14 protein-coding genes are annotated in these 17,520 nt (G+C 59.1%); 6 read left to right on the top strand and 8 right to left on the bottom strand.

Features of this window, described 5'->3' with window-relative positions; translation table 11 throughout:
* Positions 1-450 precede the first annotated feature (450 nt).
* Positions 451-1,488 carry a dipeptidase gene (locus ACYJRZ_RS16695; RefSeq protein WP_459460683.1) on the top strand — a complete coding sequence of 346 codons (1,038 nt, stop codon included), beginning with the start codon at positions 451-453 and terminating at the stop codon, positions 1,486-1,488.
* A 49-nt stretch (positions 1,489-1,537) separates the two neighbouring features.
* Here ACYJRZ_RS16695 and ACYJRZ_RS16690 read toward each other — a convergent pair whose 3' ends face one another.
* Genes ACYJRZ_RS16690 through ACYJRZ_RS16670 form a run of 5 tightly spaced genes read right to left on the bottom strand, consistent with a single transcriptional unit; the run spans position 1,538 to position 7,580 of the window.
* Positions 1,538-2,935 (bottom strand): LLM class flavin-dependent oxidoreductase, encoded by a 1,398-nt coding sequence (locus ACYJRZ_RS16690; RefSeq protein ID WP_459460681.1) that lies wholly within the window; start codon positions 2,933-2,935, stop codon positions 1,538-1,540.
* Positions 2,936-2,971: 36 nt separating this feature from the next.
* Positions 2,972-3,949, bottom strand: a complete 978-nt coding sequence (locus ACYJRZ_RS16685; protein ID WP_459460679.1) for an ABC transporter permease — start codon at positions 3,947-3,949, stop codon at positions 2,972-2,974.
* A gap of 3 nt (positions 3,950-3,952) precedes the next feature.
* On the bottom strand, positions 3,953-4,972 hold the full coding sequence (locus ACYJRZ_RS16680; protein ID WP_459460677.1) for an ABC transporter permease: 1,020 nt from the start codon (positions 4,970-4,972) through the stop codon (positions 3,953-3,955).
* A complete protein-coding gene (locus ACYJRZ_RS16675; RefSeq protein ID WP_459460675.1) occupies positions 4,962-6,512 on the bottom strand; it encodes a sugar ABC transporter ATP-binding protein in 1,551 nt (516 codons plus the stop codon). Before ACYJRZ_RS16675 ends, ACYJRZ_RS16680 begins: the two co-directional genes overlap by 11 nt.
* Positions 6,513-6,572: 60 nt before the next feature.
* Positions 6,573-7,580: a sugar ABC transporter substrate-binding protein gene (locus tag ACYJRZ_RS16670; RefSeq protein WP_459460673.1), complete on the bottom strand. Its 1,008-nt coding sequence runs from the start codon at positions 7,578-7,580 to the stop codon at positions 6,573-6,575.
* A 419-nt stretch (positions 7,581-7,999) separates the two neighbouring features.
* Here ACYJRZ_RS16670 and ACYJRZ_RS16665 point away from each other — a divergent pair, with 419 nt between their 5' ends.
* From ACYJRZ_RS16665 to ftsZ, 3 genes are all read left to right on the top strand, one after another.
* On the top strand, positions 8,000-9,043 hold the full coding sequence (locus tag ACYJRZ_RS16665; RefSeq protein WP_459460671.1) for a substrate-binding domain-containing protein: 1,044 nt from the start codon (positions 8,000-8,002) through the stop codon (positions 9,041-9,043).
* Between the two features lie 73 nt (positions 9,044-9,116).
* A complete protein-coding gene (locus tag ACYJRZ_RS16660; RefSeq protein ID WP_459461255.1) occupies positions 9,117-10,322 on the top strand; it encodes an acyl-CoA dehydrogenase family protein in 1,206 nt (401 codons plus the stop codon).
* Between the two features lie 373 nt (positions 10,323-10,695).
* Positions 10,696-11,703 carry a cell division protein FtsZ gene (gene ftsZ, locus ACYJRZ_RS16655; RefSeq protein ID WP_459460669.1) on the top strand — a complete coding sequence of 336 codons (1,008 nt, stop codon included), beginning with the start codon at positions 10,696-10,698 and terminating at the stop codon, positions 11,701-11,703.
* A gap of 82 nt (positions 11,704-11,785) precedes the next feature.
* Here ftsZ and ACYJRZ_RS16650 read toward each other — a convergent pair whose 3' ends face one another.
* Positions 11,786-13,003 carry an SfnB family sulfur acquisition oxidoreductase gene (locus tag ACYJRZ_RS16650; protein WP_459460667.1) on the bottom strand — a complete coding sequence of 406 codons (1,218 nt, stop codon included), beginning with the start codon at positions 13,001-13,003 and terminating at the stop codon, positions 11,786-11,788.
* 327 nt (positions 13,004-13,330) lie between these two features.
* On the opposite strand from ACYJRZ_RS16650, the gene ACYJRZ_RS16645 reads away from it, so the two are divergent.
* Complete coding sequence (locus tag ACYJRZ_RS16645) at positions 13,331-13,795, top strand: hypothetical protein (protein ID WP_459460665.1); 465 nt, start codon at positions 13,331-13,333, stop codon at positions 13,793-13,795.
* A gap of 462 nt (positions 13,796-14,257) precedes the next feature.
* Here ACYJRZ_RS16645 and ampC read toward each other — a convergent pair whose 3' ends face one another.
* Positions 14,258-15,451: a class C beta-lactamase gene (gene ampC / locus ACYJRZ_RS16640; protein WP_459460663.1), complete on the bottom strand. Its 1,194-nt coding sequence runs from the start codon at positions 15,449-15,451 to the stop codon at positions 14,258-14,260.
* A gap of 94 nt (positions 15,452-15,545) precedes the next feature.
* Positions 15,546-16,439, bottom strand: coding sequence for a class A beta-lactamase (bla, locus tag ACYJRZ_RS16635; protein WP_459460661.1), 894 nt, complete (start codon positions 16,437-16,439; stop codon positions 15,546-15,548).
* A gap of 170 nt (positions 16,440-16,609) precedes the next feature.
* Between bla and ACYJRZ_RS16630 the strand changes: the two genes are divergently transcribed.
* Positions 16,610-17,488 carry a LysR family transcriptional regulator gene (locus ACYJRZ_RS16630; RefSeq protein WP_459460659.1) on the top strand — a complete coding sequence of 293 codons (879 nt, stop codon included), beginning with the start codon at positions 16,610-16,612 and terminating at the stop codon, positions 17,486-17,488.
* Positions 17,489-17,520: the final 32 nt, after the last annotated feature.

Here is a 17,520-nt window from a genome sequence, read left to right as displayed (position 1 = left end):
AATGCCATCGGGTAGAACATAAGCCACCGCCGTCAACTCTCCATCCGCCGTGCCGGGCAGGCTCCCGTTGCCTGCTTTGATCGGGTAAGTCCGAAACTTGCTATGAGTTGCCCCCTTCCGCGAGCCGATATGTCGCGATCCCGACCTTATCCCTGGCTTTTTTATCCCAATAAGGTTTTCATTTGCTGCGCATTCTCGAAAAGGCAAGTCCTGCGGGTCGGCGAACGGATATTCCCGTTTCACTTGTCTTAACACATGGCAACAGTTCGCGCCGATCTGTGCCGCACTCGGCCTGACATGGCTCCCACTTATCTTACTTTTGCAGGAGTTTTTAGCCAGGTGTCTTGTGAGCGACTGTTTTCGTTTTTTGCAGAGCCATGCGTAATTTGCAGTTGCCCATTCCGCCCGGCTTGCTTAGGCAGATGTCAACTGCGGTGTTTGGAATGAGACATGACCGAATCCTCGATAATTCCCGTCTTTGATGGTCATAATGACGTATTACTCCGGCTGCGCCGCGGTGGCTTGAATTCCGTCGACGCTTTCCTGAATGGCGAAGCTGCCGGACATATCGATCTGCCTCGCGCGCGCCGTGGCGGTCTTGCCGGCGGGCTCTGCGCCATATTCATCCCTTCGCCGGAGCAGCCGAAGCCTGCAAGCGGCGACTTTGCCACGCCTGCCCAGCCCGATGCGCTCAATGAAACCCTGGCCATGGCCCGGCTTCTTCTGGTGATCGAAGCTCGGTCGCAGGGAGCCGTGAAAGTTTGCCGAACGGCAGCTGATATCAGGCGCTCCATTGCCGAGGGCCAGTTTGCCGCCGTATTTCACATTGAAGGTGCGGAAGCGGTCGCGGCCGATCTCGATGCTCTCTACATGTTGCATCAGGCCGGCCTGCGCACGCTCGGGCCTGTCTGGAGCCGCCCCAATGTCTTTGCCTACGGTGTACCTTTCCGGTTTCCCTCGGCGCCCGATATCGGCCCAGGTCTGACCGAGGCCGGCAAGGATCTGATCCGCGCCTGCAACGAGCTCAGGATCATGATCGATCTCTCGCATATGAACGAGCAGGGATTCTGGGATATCGCCAAGCTGTCGAGAGCGCCGCTGGTCGCCTCCCATTCCAATGCGCACGCCATCAGCCCGCACAGCCGCAACCTGACCGATAAGCAGCTTGACGCGATCCGCGATACCGGCGGCTTGGTCGGTATCAATTTCGGCGTGCTCTTCCTGCGCGACGATGGCGTCAGGAATACCGATACGCCTCTCGAAGTCCTCGTTCGTCACGTTGCTTACATTGCCGAGCGCATCGGCATCGAGCATGTCGCGCTCGGTTCCGATTTCGACGGCACGACCATTCCGGCCGCACTCGGCGACGCGAGCGGCCTGCCGAAGCTCATCGACGCCCTGCGCGCGCATGGTTTTGATGACCAGGCGCTCGCCAAGATCGCGCATCAAAACTGGCTTCGGGTCCTCGAACAGACATGGGGTGGCTAAGACGGGAAATTTTCTTGTCCCAGCCAAAGGCACACATCTTTATCTGAGTCTATCCTGCGCGTCTGGAAAGAGCGTTGGCTTCGCCCAGATTGCGATAGCCGGTCGCCGGATGCGGGGCTGCAAGCCGAGGTCCGCTGCCCCCAAGCTTCTCGCGCAATGTTCCCGTACGATACTCGGTCTTGTAGACGCCGCGCTTCTGTAGTTCCGGTATCAGAAGATCTACGGCATCCTCGAAGCTCTCGGGTGTGACGGCATAGGCCAGATTGAAGCCATCGACATCTGTATCCTCGATCCACTCCTGCATGAGGTCCGCGACGGTCTGCGGCGAGCCTACAAAGACGGGGCCGAAGCCGCCGATGCCGACCCAATCCGCCATTTCGCGCACCGTCCATTCCTTGCCAGGATCGATAGTGGTGAAGGTCTCGACAGCCGATTGCACCGCATTCGTATAGCGATGCCGCAGCACCTCGTCGGGCGAGAATTGGCCGAAATCGATGCCGGTCCAGCCGGAGATCAGCGCCTGCGCCCCTTCCAGCGAAACATAGTGCCGGTATTCGTTGAACTTGCGCTGCGCCTCGGCATCGGTCTCGCCAAGGATCACCGTCTGAAGATTGAAGGAGAGGATTTCACGCGGATTGCGGCCGATACGCTCGGCTGCTTCGCGAACATTGGCGACATAGCGCTTCAGGACTGCCTTCGAAGGTGCAGCGACGAAAATGCATTCTGCATGCGCGCCGGCGAAATCCTTGCCGCGGCTGGAGGCGCCTGCCTGATAAAGCACGGGGGTACGCTGCGGCGACGGCTCGCTCAGATGAATGCCGGGCACGTTGAAATGCTTGCCGGAATGACGGATGGGATGCACCTTTTCCGGTCTCGTAAAAATGCCGCTCTCGCGATCGCGGATGACGGCGTCATCTTCCCAACTACCTTCCCAGAGCTTGTAGCAGACTTCGAGATATTCCTCGGCCAGTGCGTAGCGGTCGTCATGCTGTGTCTGGGCCGATTGACCGATGTTGAGCGCGCCGCTGTTCAAATAGGATGTGACGATGTTCCAGCCGACGCGTCCCTTCGTCAGATGATCGAGCGTCGAGATGCGTCGCGCGAAGGTATAGGGATGCTCGAAAGAGAGCGAAGCCGTCAGACCGAAGCCGAGATGCTCCGTTTCATAGGCCATGGTCGGGATGAGCTGCAGCGGATCGTTGACGGGCACCTGCGCCGAATGCCGCAAGGCCGCATCGACATTGCCGTTCAACACGTCATAGACCCCAAGCACGTCGGCGATGAACAGGCCGTCGAATTTGCCGCGCTCCAGCGTCTTCGCCAGATGGACCCAATAATCGAGATCCTTGTAGGTCCAGGATTTGTCGCGCGGATGGCGCCACAGGCCTGGTGACTGGTGTCCGACGCAGTTCATGTCGAAGGCATTGAGCCTGATTTCGCGTGTCATCTTGCTATTCCTGCGATTGTATCGTTGAGCCGGCGATCAGGCGCCGACGGCTTTCTTGTTGACGAAGCTGAAGGCGAGCACGGCGAAGATCAAAAGGCCGGTGCCGACCTGCTGCCAATAGAAGTTCAGGCCCGTCAGCAGCAGGCCGTTGGCAACGATGCTCAACAGCAGAACGCCAAGCACCGTGCCGACGACATTCGGCCGACCGAGTGGCGAAAAGGTCGTTCCGATGAAGGTGGCGCCGATGGCGTTCAGCATGAAGCCGTTGCCGGAGGAGGGGATATAGACGGTGACCGTCGCCGTCAGGATCAGCCCCGCAAAGGCGGCAATCGTGCTCGCAAGAATGAAGGTTACGGCGACGTGCTTTGCCAGTCCGATCCCCGAATAGCGTACCGTGCGCGGCTGGATGCCGATCGCAAGCACGACTCTGCCGAAGCGCATGCGTGCGAACAGCAGTGCCGCACCCGCGATGATGACTGCGGCGATCAGAAGCGGGACCGGCAGGCCGGCAAGCGAGCCATGACCGATAAAGCGGAACGCCGCGGGGACGCCGGAGGGCGGCAGATAGACCGGATTGCCGCCATCCGTGAGCAATTGCTGAACGCTGCGGCCGATGAACAGTGTTCCGAGCGTTGCCAGGAATGGCGACACGCCGATCGCCGAAATCAGCACCGCATTGACGCCACCGACCAGGGCTCCGGCGCCTAGGCCCGCCAGGGCGGCCAGCGGTACGGGCAGGCCTGCAAGAATACCGGAGACGAAAGCGAAGCTTGCGAAATCGACCGCTGTTCCGACGGAGAGATCAATGCCGCCGGCGGCAACCGCAAAGGTCATGGCGATTGAGACAATGGCCAGCAGCGTGAAATTGTTTACAAGAATGCTCTGCAGATTGCCGATGCTGAGGAAGGTCGGCGCCACGGTCGAAAACAGGCAAAAGACGACGACAAGGGCGAAGATGAGCCCGTAGCGGGCAAGACCGGCGAATGATCGTGTCGGAGCGACGGCAGCGGTCATGGCTCAGATCTCCCTTTTGCGCAGCAAGGTGGTGGCAGAAACCACGATGAGGATCAGAAGACCTTGAACGCCGCTGACCAGCGTGCTTGGCAGGTTGAGCAACTGAAAGCCATTGATGAGAAAGCCGACGAACAGCGTCGATATGAGCGTGCCGCCGATGGTCGGGACGAGCCGGCGCGAGAAGACCGAGCCGAGCAAGGCCGTCACGACGACGGGAAGCAGCATTTCGCCCGAGCCGGTCGTGCTACCGCTGAGATAGGCGACCGACAGGATACCGGCGATGCCGCCGCAGAACCCGCTGGCGACGAAAGCGCCCGCAACCAGGCTCCTTAATGGCAACCCGGCGGCGCGTGCCGCCTCCGGAAACTCGCCGACGGCATAGAGCCTGAGGCCGAGCGGGGCGAATTGCACGATCGCCGTGACAATGATGGCAAAGCCGATCAGCACGTAGGCGAGGATCGGAATGCCGAACCCGTCAGCCGATGAAAGTGCGGTGAGAAGGTCGGTCGAGGCCGGGAGCACGGTATTCTGCGTCAGTACCAACTCCAGCCCTGCAACCACATTCATCACGGCAAGGGTAGCCAGCAATGGTACGATGCCCGCAAAAACGATCGCCAGCGCATTGACGGTGCCGATCGCCAGGCCGGTCGCCAAGGCACCCGCCGCGGCGGCCAAGTCGCTGAAGCCGAGCTGGATGAGGCTCGCGTAAACAGCGGCGCTCAGCCCCATATTGGCGGCAAGCGAGAGGTCGATACCGCCGGTGACAACATTGGAGCCGCCGGCGATCAGGACGATCGTGAGGCCGATGGCGAGGACGCCTGAAATGGCCGATTGTCCGAGTACGTTGCCAATATTGCCGACCGACAGAAAATAGGGTGCCGTCAGCGCGAAAATCACCAGAATGGCTGCAAAGGCAAGCAATGAACCGAACCGCAGGGCGGCAGCGGCAAGCCTACCGCTGGCCGGCGACGTCTTTATCGTCGAAGTCTCGGGAAGGGAGGCAAATTGAACGTCAGCCGACATGGCGCAATCCTTCCAAGGCACCGGTGGATGCCGACAGAACTTCGTCCGTTGTGGTCTGAGAGGAGATCAGTTCACGCGTCACGCGGCCGCGAAACAGCACAAGGATCCTATCCGTGATGCCGACAAGCTCCTGAAGATCCGAAGACAGCACGATCACGCCGGCACCGCGGGCGGCAAGTTCGCCGATCAGTGAATAGATTTCGACCTTCGAGCCGATGTCGACACCGACGGTCGGCTCATCGAGCAGGTAGATATCCGACCGGCGGCTGAGCCATTTGGCGATCGCCACCTTTTGTTGATTGCCGCCCGAGAGCGTTCGCACCAGTGCCTCGCGTCCAGCCGTCTTGATCTGCAGCCGTTTGATCAGATCGTCGGTGTCGGCGCTTTCGCGCTTTTTGTTGAGAAAGCCGAAACGCGTATAGCGACCCAGGCTCGACAGGGTGTTGTTTTCACGGACGCTGAGCTCCAGACCCACGCCATGGCCACGCCGGTCCTCCGGCACCAAGGCAATCTGGTGATCGACGGCTTCGACCGGGTTGCGCGGCTTCAGGCCACGCGCATCGACATCGATTGTCCCGCCTGTTGCGGCCTGCAAGCCGAACAAGGTGCGAACCAGATCCTTTGCCCCCGAGCCAAGCAGGCCGGTTATGCCGAGGATCTCGCCGCGATGCAGTGAGAAGCTGACATCGTGAAAACGGCCCGCTGCTGACAGATTCCTGACCTTGAGGATTTCCTTGCCGAGTTCGACCTGCCGCTTGGGAAACATGTCGGCGATATCGCGCTCGACCATCAGGCTTGCAATCTTGCCCGCCGAGATTTCGCTTCTCGTCAAAGAAGCAACATCGACCCCATTGCGCAGAACCGTAACATCGTCGCATAAGGCTTCGATTTCATTGAGGTAATGCGAGACATAGACAATGGTCACGCCTTCATTGCGCAGACGGCGGATGAGGCGGAACAGAATCTCGGCTTCCTGGCGCACCAGCGCAGCGGTCGGCTCGTCGAAGACGAGAATCTTCGGCTTGTGCAGCAGCGCGCGGGTGATTTGAACGATCTGACGTTCGGCCGTCGAGAGCTCGCCGATCAAAGCGTTCTTCGGCAGATCGACGCCGAAATAATTGGCAAGAAGTTCCGCGGCCCGCCGCTGCATGGCGCCGCGGTCGAGGAAAGGCGTCTTACCGAAGCGGGTCTCTCGCCCGAGAAAAAGCGATTCTCCGACGGTGAAGGTCGGGACCAGCAGCCGATCCTGGTGGATGAAGTGGATGCCGAGCTCTTCGCACAGATGCGGCGTCAGGCGGTCATAGACCCGGCCCTCGATCTCGATTCGTCCCTCGTCCGGTGTATGCAGACCGGCCAGGAGCTTGATCAAAGTGGATTTGCCCGCTCCGTTCTGGCCGACAAGCCCGTGGACGGTGCCGCGCCCGATGGCAAGCGACGCTCCGGCCAGCGCCTGCGCGCCGCCGAAGCGCTTGACGATGCTATCGAAGCGCAGGATGTGCGATGCGTTACCTGCTGTGGTGGCATGCTCGGCTGCGGTCATGAAAGAGGCCCTTCGGCTTTGGAGGGGCGATGCGGATCTCCCGCATCGCCGGTTTGCAGGTCAGCCGATGCCGAGCTTCTTGATCACGTCGGCGACATTGCTTTTGTTTGCCAGCAAGGCAGGGACATAGGTTTCGCGCGGCAAGGTCTGCCCCGAAAGCAGCTTGGCGACATTCCGGATGGCGGTGCGGCCGATTTCCGCTGGTTGTTGGGCAGCATCTGCGCCCGCCGGTGAATTGGGATCGGCGACGAGCTGCAGGACTTCCGGGCTGCCGTCGACGCCATAAGTGCGGATCTCGGTGCGGCCGGCGGCGGCAAGAGCCTGTGTGGCGCCGAGCTGGGGAATGTCCCAGGCCGACCAGATCGCCTTGATCGAGCCCTTCTCCGGATATTTGTTGAGGATCGCGGTGATCTGTGTGAAGGCGTCCTGAACCGTGTTGGGAATGACATCCCGAAGCTCGGGTTGAATGATCTTCACCTTCGGGAAGTATTTGACGACGTTGACGAGCTGGTCGTAGCGGATCGCGCAGGGCGTCACGCCGTAGAAGCCGTTGAAGACGATGACATTGCCTTCGCCGCCGATGTCGGAGACGAGCTGCAGCGCCAGGTCCTTGCCAATGCCCCAATTGTCCGAGGTGGTGTTGTTGATCGAATTGGTCGAGCCGACATCGACGGTCAAAACGGGAATTCCGGCGTCGCGGGCCTTCTTTAGCCAGGGGTCGATGACACTCAGCGTGCCAAGGATCTGGACGATCGCGTCCGGCTTCTGAGCGATCAGCGTCTGCAGCTGCGATACCAGCTTGCCATCATTGCGGCCGGCATCGACGGCGATCGGCGTGCCGCCCAGGCGCTTCACTTCGTCGATTTGCGCGTTGTAGGCCTGCAGATCGAAATAGTGGTCGGTTCCCGTCGCGCTGATGGCGATCCGCTTGCCTTTCAACGACAATGCGTCGTCGGCAGCGGCGGCGGTCTTCGACAGAATGCTCGAGGCCGCGAGCGCCGTTCCGGCAACCGCCGTCAGTTTAAGAATATCCCGGCGTCCGAGGCCGGTCGTCTGTCCCTTGGTCATGAAAGCATCCTCTCCAGCAATCCATAAATGCCAATAGAATATAAAATTGGTAGATTTAAACGATTTGCGGGAGGAACGTTTTTCCAAAACTGGAGCGGCAGGGGAAATTTCCGTCATCCAGCCTTCTAATGTACGGATCGGGTTTCCGTGGCTCGTGCAGGTCAACCTAAGCGTTTTCGGATGCCGGCCTCTCGCGCAAGCAGCTATCACCCGAGCTGACTGTTCGCGAGATTGCGCGATCTGGTAGGCAAGCCCTTGCCGCCAAGCCCTCTCGTCGCGAACAAAGAATCTCCGAAGGCGGGCAAAATCGGATGATTTAATCTACTAAAAACATAGAGTTTCTATCTAAATAATTGCACGCGTCGCAGGGTAACCATTCCGTCAGACGACGCTTCCGATTGATCGTGAGGATCGCGACAATGAAATTTCTCACACGGCTTGCCTTGACGGCCGTTGCTCCTCTTCTTCTTACGCAGGCTGCGCTGGCTGGCGGTGTGAGTGGCGCTCCCGCGCCCTTTGATAAGGGCGGGGTAAAGATCGCCTTGGTAAGCTACATATCCGCCGGCGACTTCTTCCAGGCCTATCAGGCCGGCGCAGAAGCTCAGGCAAAAGCGCTCGACATCGATCTGCGCGTCTTCCCCGGTCGTCAGGATGCCGCAGCCCAACGCGAACAGATTCTCCAGGCGATCAATCTTGGCGTCTCCGCCATTGTCATCGATCACGGCCTGCCGGAATCTCTTGGCGATGTCGTCCAGCAGGCACTCGACAAGGGCATCAAGGTCGTTGCTTTCGACGTCAATCTCAACAATCCGAAGATCCCACAGGTCGAGCAGAGCGATCATGAGCTTGCCGACCTCGCCCTGAAGCAGGTCGTCAAGGAGAACGGCAATAGTTTCAAGGCAGGCTATGTCTATGTCGCCGGCTTTGCGCCGCTTGATCGTCGCAACGAGGTCTGGGACGCCTTCAAGAAGCAGAATGCCGGTGTGGTCGAAAAGGCTCGCTTCGGGAATGTCAGCGACACGACGGCGACCTCGACAGCTGATCAGGCAAAGGCGGCGCTGACGGCCAATCCCGATATCACCGTTGTCTTCGCTCCCTATGACGAATTCGCGCGTGGTGTGAAGCTCGCCGCGATCGATCTCGGCATCACGGGTAAGCTGAAGATCTATTCGGCTGATGTCTCGACGGCCGACATTCAGGAAATCACTGAACCGGGTAGCCCGTGGGTTGCGACCGTGGCGACCAATCCAGCTGTCGTGGGTGCCGTTTCCATCCGAGCCGCTGCTTTGCAGGTGGCGGGCCAAGACGTTCCGCATCAGATCACCGTCAAGCCGACGCTGTTGACGCAGGAAGGTCTACGCGCCGCTAATGTTCAGACGATCGAGGAGCTGGCCAAGAAAGTTCCGGCCTTCAACGCAAGCGATGCGGTAACCGCCAGCTGGATACCGGACAAGCTTTTCTAAGTAGCTGTCCCCGATCTGCCGGCGAGAATGTCTTAATCTCGCCGGCCTACGTCCATGAACCGGAGTTCATATGATGAGTCAGTCCAACGTCGTCTTTGCGAGCAGCCGAAACGCCACGCGGGAAGACCTTTTTGCCAGAGCGGAAGAGATTGCAGCCGATCTTTCAAAGCGCGCTCCAGACCTTGATCGCGAAGGCCGTCCACCGCTGGGCGAAATCGTCAAGTTGAAGAATGCAGGCTTGCTGAACGCTCTGCATACAGCCCAGGTCGGCGGCGGTGGCCTCGATTGGCTGGATGGCTTGCGGCTGGTGCGCATTCTCGCGCGCGGCGAAAGCTCCATCGGCCAGCTTCTCGGCTATCACTACGTCAACAGCCAATATGTCTATTGGGCTTTCGACGAAGCGCGTGCTCAGGAACTCGGTAACAAGACGGTGGCAAATAGCCTTTACTGGGGGGCGGCGGTCAATCCGCGCGATCCCGGCCTCGTGTTAACGCGCCGCGGCAATGGCTATGTCCTGAATGGCCGCAAATCCTTCTCCACGGCTGCTCACGTGTCCGATTACATCAATGCCAATGCCGCGCTCGATGACAAGATCGTCGGCTTTGCCGTCCCGACCAACCGGGCCGGTTACAAAGCCAATGACGATTGGGACAATTTCGGCCAGCGACTGTCGGACAGCGGCAGCGTCGAATTCCACGATTTCCCCGTCTATGAAGAGGATCTGGACCGAGTTGCATCGACCGGCGGCGAGGCGCCGGTGCTCGCAACCTTCAACACGCCTCTCATTCAGCTCGTGTTCGTGAACTTTTATCTCGGCACGGCCGAAGGGGCGTTGCGAGAGGCAGTGGATTATGTCCGAACGACGACGCGGCCGTGGGTCACCTCAGGCGTCGAGCGGGCATCTGACGACCCCTATATTCTCGAACGTGTGGGAGAGTTCACTGCTGCCCTGAAGGCTTCCGCCGCACTGGCCGACAGCGCCGCGGCGGCGGTACAGGAAGCGCTTGCGAAAGGGACCAGGGCAACGGCGCGCGAGCGCGGCGAGGCGGCAGCCGAAGCTTATGCGGCAAAAGTGCATGCGACCCATGTTTCGCTCGACATCACCTCACGCGTTTTCGAGCTCACCGGCGCGCGCTCGACGGCGGAGAAATACCGTTTCGATCGTTTCTGGCGCAACGTGCGGACGCACACGTTGCACGATCCGGTTTTCTACAAAGCTAAGGAAGTCGGCGAATTCGTGCTGAATGATCGGATTCCCGAGGTCAGTCTCTACAGCTAAATGTCAGGTGAGGACGTGGCGAAGTCTAAAAAGTGGATCGGCTCGTAATCCGAGCTGATGGTGACTTCGCCCGCAGCCAAGATCGGTCGACGGCATTGGTATCTGGTGTGGGGTGGACCAGTGTTGGAACACGCCACACCTTCAATTGGGCTCGCACGATTGTGGCCTCCCGGAATGCTGGACAATTGATGCTCTGATACCCGCCTTACAAATCCTGTGATCAACTCACTATTCTGTGGAGGGCTGCTGCCCCGCGCCGCAATGCGCACATGTTCCTCACTAGGATCTCTTCACTCACGAATCGCTTTCGACGTCCGTTTCCAAAGGTCAGGCGATCGCGATTGAGAATGAAATTGATCCAATGGAGTCCTTCATGGCAGACATGCGCGCACCGCTTTCCGGGGTGATACCGAAGATTTCCGTCGTCGGTGTCGGCGGTGGCGGCGGCAACGCGATCAACAATATGATCGCGCAAGAACTCCAAGGCGTTGAATTCATCGCGGCAAACACGGATGCGCAGGCGCTTGCAACGTCCAAGGCAACTAGGCGCATTCAACTTGGCGCACAGGTGACGGAAGGTCTCGGTGCGGGCTCCCTGCCGGACATCGGACGAGCCGCCGCCGAAGAATCCATCGATGAGATCATGGACCATCTCCACGGCACGCACATGTGCTTCGTGACGGCCGGAATGGGCGGCGGCACTGGCACGGGCGCCGCCCCGATTATCGCTCAGGCAGCGCGGCAGGCGGGCATCCTCACGGTCGGAGTCGTGACCAAGCCCTTCACATTCGAGGGCAATAGGCGCATGCGCACAGCCGATGAAGGCATCGAGCGACTCCGCGAAAGTGCAGACACCGTTATCGTCATTCCCAATCAGAACCTGTTTCGCATTGCGGATGCCACGACCACCTTCGCAAATGCCTTTGTGACTGCGGACCGGGTCCTTTATGCGGGCGTCAGCTGCATTACGGACCTGATCATCAAGGAAGGTCTCATCAATCTCGACTTCGCCGATGTCAAATCCGTGATGCGAGGAATGGGACGTGCGATGATGGGAACGGGCGAGGCCTCAGGGCCGGGTCGAGCGCTGAAGGCGGCAGATGCCGCCGTCTCCAATCCGCTCCTGGACGATATGAGCATGAAGGGCGCGCGGGGCGTGCTGATCTCCATTTCCGGCGGAACGGACATGACGCTGTTCGAGGTCGATGAGGCCGCCAGCCGCATTCGCGACGAAGTCTTTGCCGATGCCGATATCGTCGTCGGCGCGATCTTTGACAAGACTCTCGACGGGGTGTTCAGAGTATCGGTCGTTGCAACCGGTCTGGAAAGTCTCGCGCCGTCAGCTGGTCAGTCTGCGGAAATCGTAATGGATCGGCACTAGCTGACTTCAGCGTGGAGCTGCGGATCCGTGCCTTTAATAATATGAAAGCCCCGGCGTTCACGGCGGGGCTTTCGTCTATCTGCTAAAGCGCGCCGTTCTTCGGCGGGATGACGTCGTTCAGGTGATAATTGCCGACGACGTGATATTTCCAGCGAACGGGGTCATGCAGCGTATGCGTGCGGGCATTGCGCCAGTGGCGGTCGAGATTGAGATCGAGCTTGACCGAGGCCGTGCCGGCAAGCTCGAACAAGGTGTTCGTTGCCTCAATGGCGATTTCCGTTGTCAATACCTTGGCGGCAGCAACCGCGAGCGTAGCCTCGATCACCCTCTTCTCCGTCGTCTCCACCTGTGCGGCATCGACCTTGCGGCCAGCGCGCTCGATGGTCGCGGTCGCGGCCTCCAGCCGAATGGCGATCTGACCGACCTTGGCGATCGTCAGCGGATCATCGCTCGCCCGCTCGACGCCACTATCCATCCAGGGGCGCGATCGGGTCTTCACGAAATCAAGCGTCTCGGCAAAGGCTGCCCGGGCGATGCCGAGATCGACGCCGGCATGAATAATCTGGCCGACGGAGCCGATCGTCGTTGGCCGTTCGAAGCCTTTGTGATGCAGGACGACATGGTCGGCATTTACATAAACATTGTTGAGCACCGTGGTGCCGCTGCCAGTCGTGCGCTGCCCGAAGCCATCCCAGTCATCGATGATCTCAATGCCTTCCGTTCCTTTTGGAACGAATGCCATGACCAGCTTGTCGGCTTCGTCGAGCGCAAAGACCGTGACCCAATCGGCAAAGAGGACGCCGGTCGAATAGTACTTGCGACCGTTGATGCGATAGCCCGGACCATCGCGGGTGATGCGCGTATCATAATGCCCGACCGTCTTCGTGCCGCGCTCGGAAAGAGCGTTGCCGAAGCGGTCGCCCGCCAATGCGCGCCCGAAGAAATAGCGCTTCTGATCTTCCGAGCCATCGACGCGCAAGGCTTCGAGGATATAGAAGTGGTTCTGTGGGATCTGCCCGATCGAGCCATCGGCCTGTGCGAGCGTCGCCGTGATCTCCGCCAGGGTTGCGTTGGAGACATCCAGGCCGCCATACTCCTCGGGAACCGTAATTGCCAGAAGCCCGGATTGTGCCAGCGCGTCCATCTCGGCAAAGGGAAGCAGCCTTTCGCTGTCGCGCTCCGAGGCTGTGGCGGCAAAACGCTCGGCCAGTTCCTGCGCAACGGCCAGCGCCTGCTGTTCGGTCTCCAGCAAGGTGGCCTCAGGATGCGTGGCGTTGATATGGTGCAGTTGCGCGTTCATATGCGGGGCTCCGATTTCATTTGGCGCCACGATGCCGCATTCAAAGCCTGGCTTCGAGAAAAGGCATTTCATTTTTGGGGATGTGGTCGCTTCTTCATTCCTTTCTCTATAGAATTAATGGTCAATCGCTGCCTGAAACGATGCGGTCGTTGAAAAGGATCGATATTCCTGGCTTTTATTGCTTGATGGCCGGTAGGCTTACCCATCATCGGACCATTGCGGCAACTCCGACAGCTGGGTATCGGACGGGGGCCTTGCCCGTGCGTACCTGCACAAACCTTTTGCAGGTGTAGTAAGAGGCATATCGCTCCCTTTGCGGGGAGCGATATGCAGTTCGGATCAGGAGGCCAGAGCGCGTCGCTGGGTCTTTGCCGGCATCGCTTTGCCGTGAACGCGCAAAGGTCGTTTGGCAGCAACGAGAGGCATGCGTTGCGTATTGGTTTTCGCAGCTCCAAGCCAGCGAAGAATCGCATCGAAGCCGGGTTGGGCAGCCCGCTTGAACTCGGGGCTCATTTCCTCATCCATGCCGCAAAGAGAGGCTATTTCCTGGAAATCCACACGTCCTGCCCGGAGAGGAGGGCGCGACTGGAAAACGATAAGGCCAATCATGAAGCCTTTGATATTTTCGAAGCTACGCGGCTGAAGCAGCGGCTTGAGCCGCAAATCGCAAAAATCCGATATCTTGCGCTGGAAAACGTCAGAGGCAGAGCTTTTTTTTATGGGCATTATTCATTCCTTGCAGGCGACATCATCCAATGGTCGGGGTGTGGCCCGCTAAAGCACGGAAGTTAAGGAAGCGCAAACAACCGACCGATTGGCCGCTTTCAATTCTACGATGAGCCGGGATTTGGCAAGTGGCAGATTGGTCACGCTTCGGTCAACTCCGCTTCGGGCCGAATGCGATCCCGGCAAGCTCAGAGTTTCTTCCGTCGAGCCGCTAAGATCATGAAAAAACTGTAACTTGCCTCCAGCGCCATTGAGAGCGACATTTTCCTTGCGCCGGATATATGAGGTGAAAGACATGTCAGTCTTAGAAATATTGGTTAGACGCCGGATGCAGGAAGAATATGCAAAGGGTACACCGCCAGAGCGCATTACCCGCCTTCTGCAGGAATTCTTCAACGGAACGGAAGCCTCCCAAGCTGATGTTTCCATGCGGCGGTCTTCCGGCAATCGATAAATGACAGTGGCCGGCCTCCACGATTAAGAAGGCCGGCCTTTTGCTGAAGCAGACTAAATCCTCACAATCGCTCTTTACTGCGCTGCGCCCGATCCCTGCAGGCTCTCGACAGCGGTCAGGATTTTGTAGGCCGCCGAGACTCGCGCAGCGATTGGAAAGTTCCTGTTGGCCAGCAGAGCGATGCCGACCTGCCTGGCCGGTATCAAGGCTGCGTATGCGCCAAAGCCATTCGTTGAGCCTGTCTTATTGAGAAGGACATCCCTGCGCGGCTGTTGAGGCGGGTCGAGCCGGGTAACCTTGTGGGGCTCAAGCGCCATGTCGGAAGAATTGCCGGCAAGCAGCCGGGCAAGCGTCGTCGGATAGGTATAGATCTCCCAACCGAGCGCCTGCGTCGTGTTGCCGACGCGGTAATAACCCACATGCGTCGCATCGATTGCACGCTGCAGTGTGCCGTCGAGCTTTGCTTCGCCCATATTCGCTTCGAGAAAGGCAAGCATGTCGGCGCTGGTCGTCTTGATGCCATAGGCCTGCGTATCAAAAACGCCGCCATTGACGCGGATCGGCTTGCCCTGCTTGGAATATCCATAGGCATAGTTGCTTATCTCAGCCGGTGGAACGCGGATATAGGTGTGGGTGAGGCCGAGACCGGAAAGAATTTTGTCCCGCATCAGCGTGTCGAATGACTCGCCCATGGCTTGTGCCGCCAGATAACCGAACAGGCCGATGCTGGGATTGGAATATTGTCGATACGTGCCGGGAGCAAAGGAAGGATGCCAGTTGCGATAATAAGCAACCATCTTGTCCTGATCCGTCACGCCGTTGGGAAACTGCAGAGGCAGACCGCCGGCTGAATATGTGCCGAGATCGAGGAGGCTGATCTTGTCGAAGGCGGTACCGTTAAGTTCCGGCATATATTTCGTTGCCTTGTCGGAGAAGGAGAGCTTTCCGCTGATCTGGCCGTAGGAGCCAAGGGCTGCTGTAAAGGTCTTGCTGATGGAGCCGAGCTCGAAGATCGTGTCGTTCGTCACTTTCTGGCCGCTCTCCTTCGAGGCGACGCCGTAGTTGAAGATGTAGCGCTTGCCCTTGACGGTAAGCGCGATCGCCATGCCCGGTACGTCGTTATCCTTCATGAGCGGACGAATGATTTCGTTGACAGCTCGCTCCAGCTGCTCCCGGTCATTGATTTCGGCGGCGTGGGCACCGATCCCATAGAAAAGGCAGCCTGCGACGATACCGAGCTTATGCAAAGAATTGGCACGTATATTCAAGATGATATCCTCATTGTGATGATCGACTGTGCAGGATCGCATGGTCGAAAAGGAGGTGATGACTGGTGGCGGCTGTTATCCAGCGCGTATGACCTCAGATCGCTGCAGCGATGCGGCCGATTTCGGCAATGATGGCGTTGCGTTGGTCGGCTGCTATGGCGGGGATCTCGCAATAGGCCGTCACCATGATGGGCGCTCGGTTTGTTGGCCACAGCACCGCGATATCATTTGCATTGCCGGCTTTGTCGCCGTTTGTCCCAGTTTTGTCCCCAACCAGCCAGTCCTTCGGAAGGCCGGCGCGCAGGCGCGCATCACCCGTCTTGTTGGTGATCAGCCAGGCGGCCAGTTGCGATCGCGAGGCGGCTGTCAGTGCATCGGTGAACAGAAGCCGCCGCAAATTTTCCAGCATGGCCGAAGCCGTCGTCGTATCGCGTTGATCGTCCGGAGTGTCGTGGTAGTTCAATGTAGGTTCTGTGCGGTCAAGGCGCGTGAGATCGTCGCCGAGGCAACGGCAGAAAGCCGTCACCGCCTCTGGGCCGCCAAAGCTTGCGAGCAGCAGATTGGCCGCTGTATTGTCGCTGAGCGTCACTGCCGCCGCGCAAAGTTCGCCAACGGTCATGCCATTGTCTCCGGCATTGGGTTCGGTCGCTGGAGAATAGTCGATGAGATCGCTCTTCCTGTAGTGAATGCGCCGGTCGAGTTTTTCTTCACCCTTGTCGACGCGGGCAAGCACAAGAGCTGCTGCCAGCGTCTTGAAAGTGCTGCACATCAGGATGCGCTCGCCGGCGCGGTGCTCGATGCGCTTGCCGCTTGCCGTGTCGAGAATGCTGACGCAAATCCGGCCCGGATGCCTACTTTCGAGCGCAGCGAGCTGCGCCTCTCCCGTATTGTCGTCTGCAGTACGTCCAACCGTGCTAAGCCCCGCCAGAACAGGCAGCGCAAGCAAGCTGCCGGCAAGGCTTTGCCGGCGCGACAATAAGATCGTCATCACGTTTCCACTTCGATCGATGTTGAGCAAAGAGGTGCGTCTCGGGTCTCGTGGACGTCATTGGGACCCTACAAATCACCTTGCGAGGCAGACTATGGCTCTGCTTTCTACCCTAGACAAACGATCAATTCTGAGCTTAGACATGAGAAAAACTTGGCCTTAGGACACAAATGGACATCTCCCAGCTGCCGCTGAACGCGCTGCGCGTTTTTGAGGCCTCGGCGCGACATTGCAGCTTCACACGGGCTGGCCTGGAACTTCGAGTCACGCAGACGGCGATCAGCCACCAGGTCAAGGCGCTGGAAGACGTGCTGGGAGTAACTCTTTTTAAGCGCCTGCCTCGCGGCCTGGCGCTGACCGATGAGGGGCATGCGCTGCTACCGGTGCTGACGGACGCCTTTCGTCGCATGAGCGCCACGCTCAGCCAACTTGAGGAGGGGAATTTTGCCGAAATCCTCACAGTCGGCGTCGTTGGCACTTTTGCCATCGGCTGGCTTTTGCCGCGCCTCGCGAGCTTCAAGGCACAGTACCCGCATGTCGATCTGCGCTTGAAAACCAACAACAACCGCGCCGATATGGTGCTCGACGGACTGGATTTCTTCCTGCGCTTCGGTGACGGCGCTTGGCATGGAACTGAGGCGATCCATCTCATGGATGCGCCACTCTCGCCGGTTTGCACGCCCGATATCGGCAAACGATTGCGTGCGCCTTCCGATCTTGCCGATGCCGAGCTGTTGCGATCCTATCGGCTCGACGAATGGTCGCTCTGGTTCAGGGCAGCAGGCTTGCAGCCTCCCCATCTTCGCGGCTGGATGTTCGATTCGTCGCTGACGCTCGTGGAGGCGGCTGCGCGAGGCGTAGGCGTCGCGCTCGTGCCCGTGGCGATGTTTTCCCATGACATCGAGGCTGGCAGAATCATGCAGCCGTTCCAGATTACCGCGATGACCGGTAGCTACTGGCTGACGCGACTGAAATCGCGGGCGGAAACGGCATCCATGAAGATGTTCCGCCAATGGTTGCTGGCGGAGTTAGAGGACATGCCGGGATAAGCTGCGCAGGTAAAAGCGGCTCGAACTATTGT

The organism is Rhizobium sp. No.120 (assembly GCF_054558365.1).
This window is presented reverse-complemented; position numbering and strand designations above follow the sequence as displayed.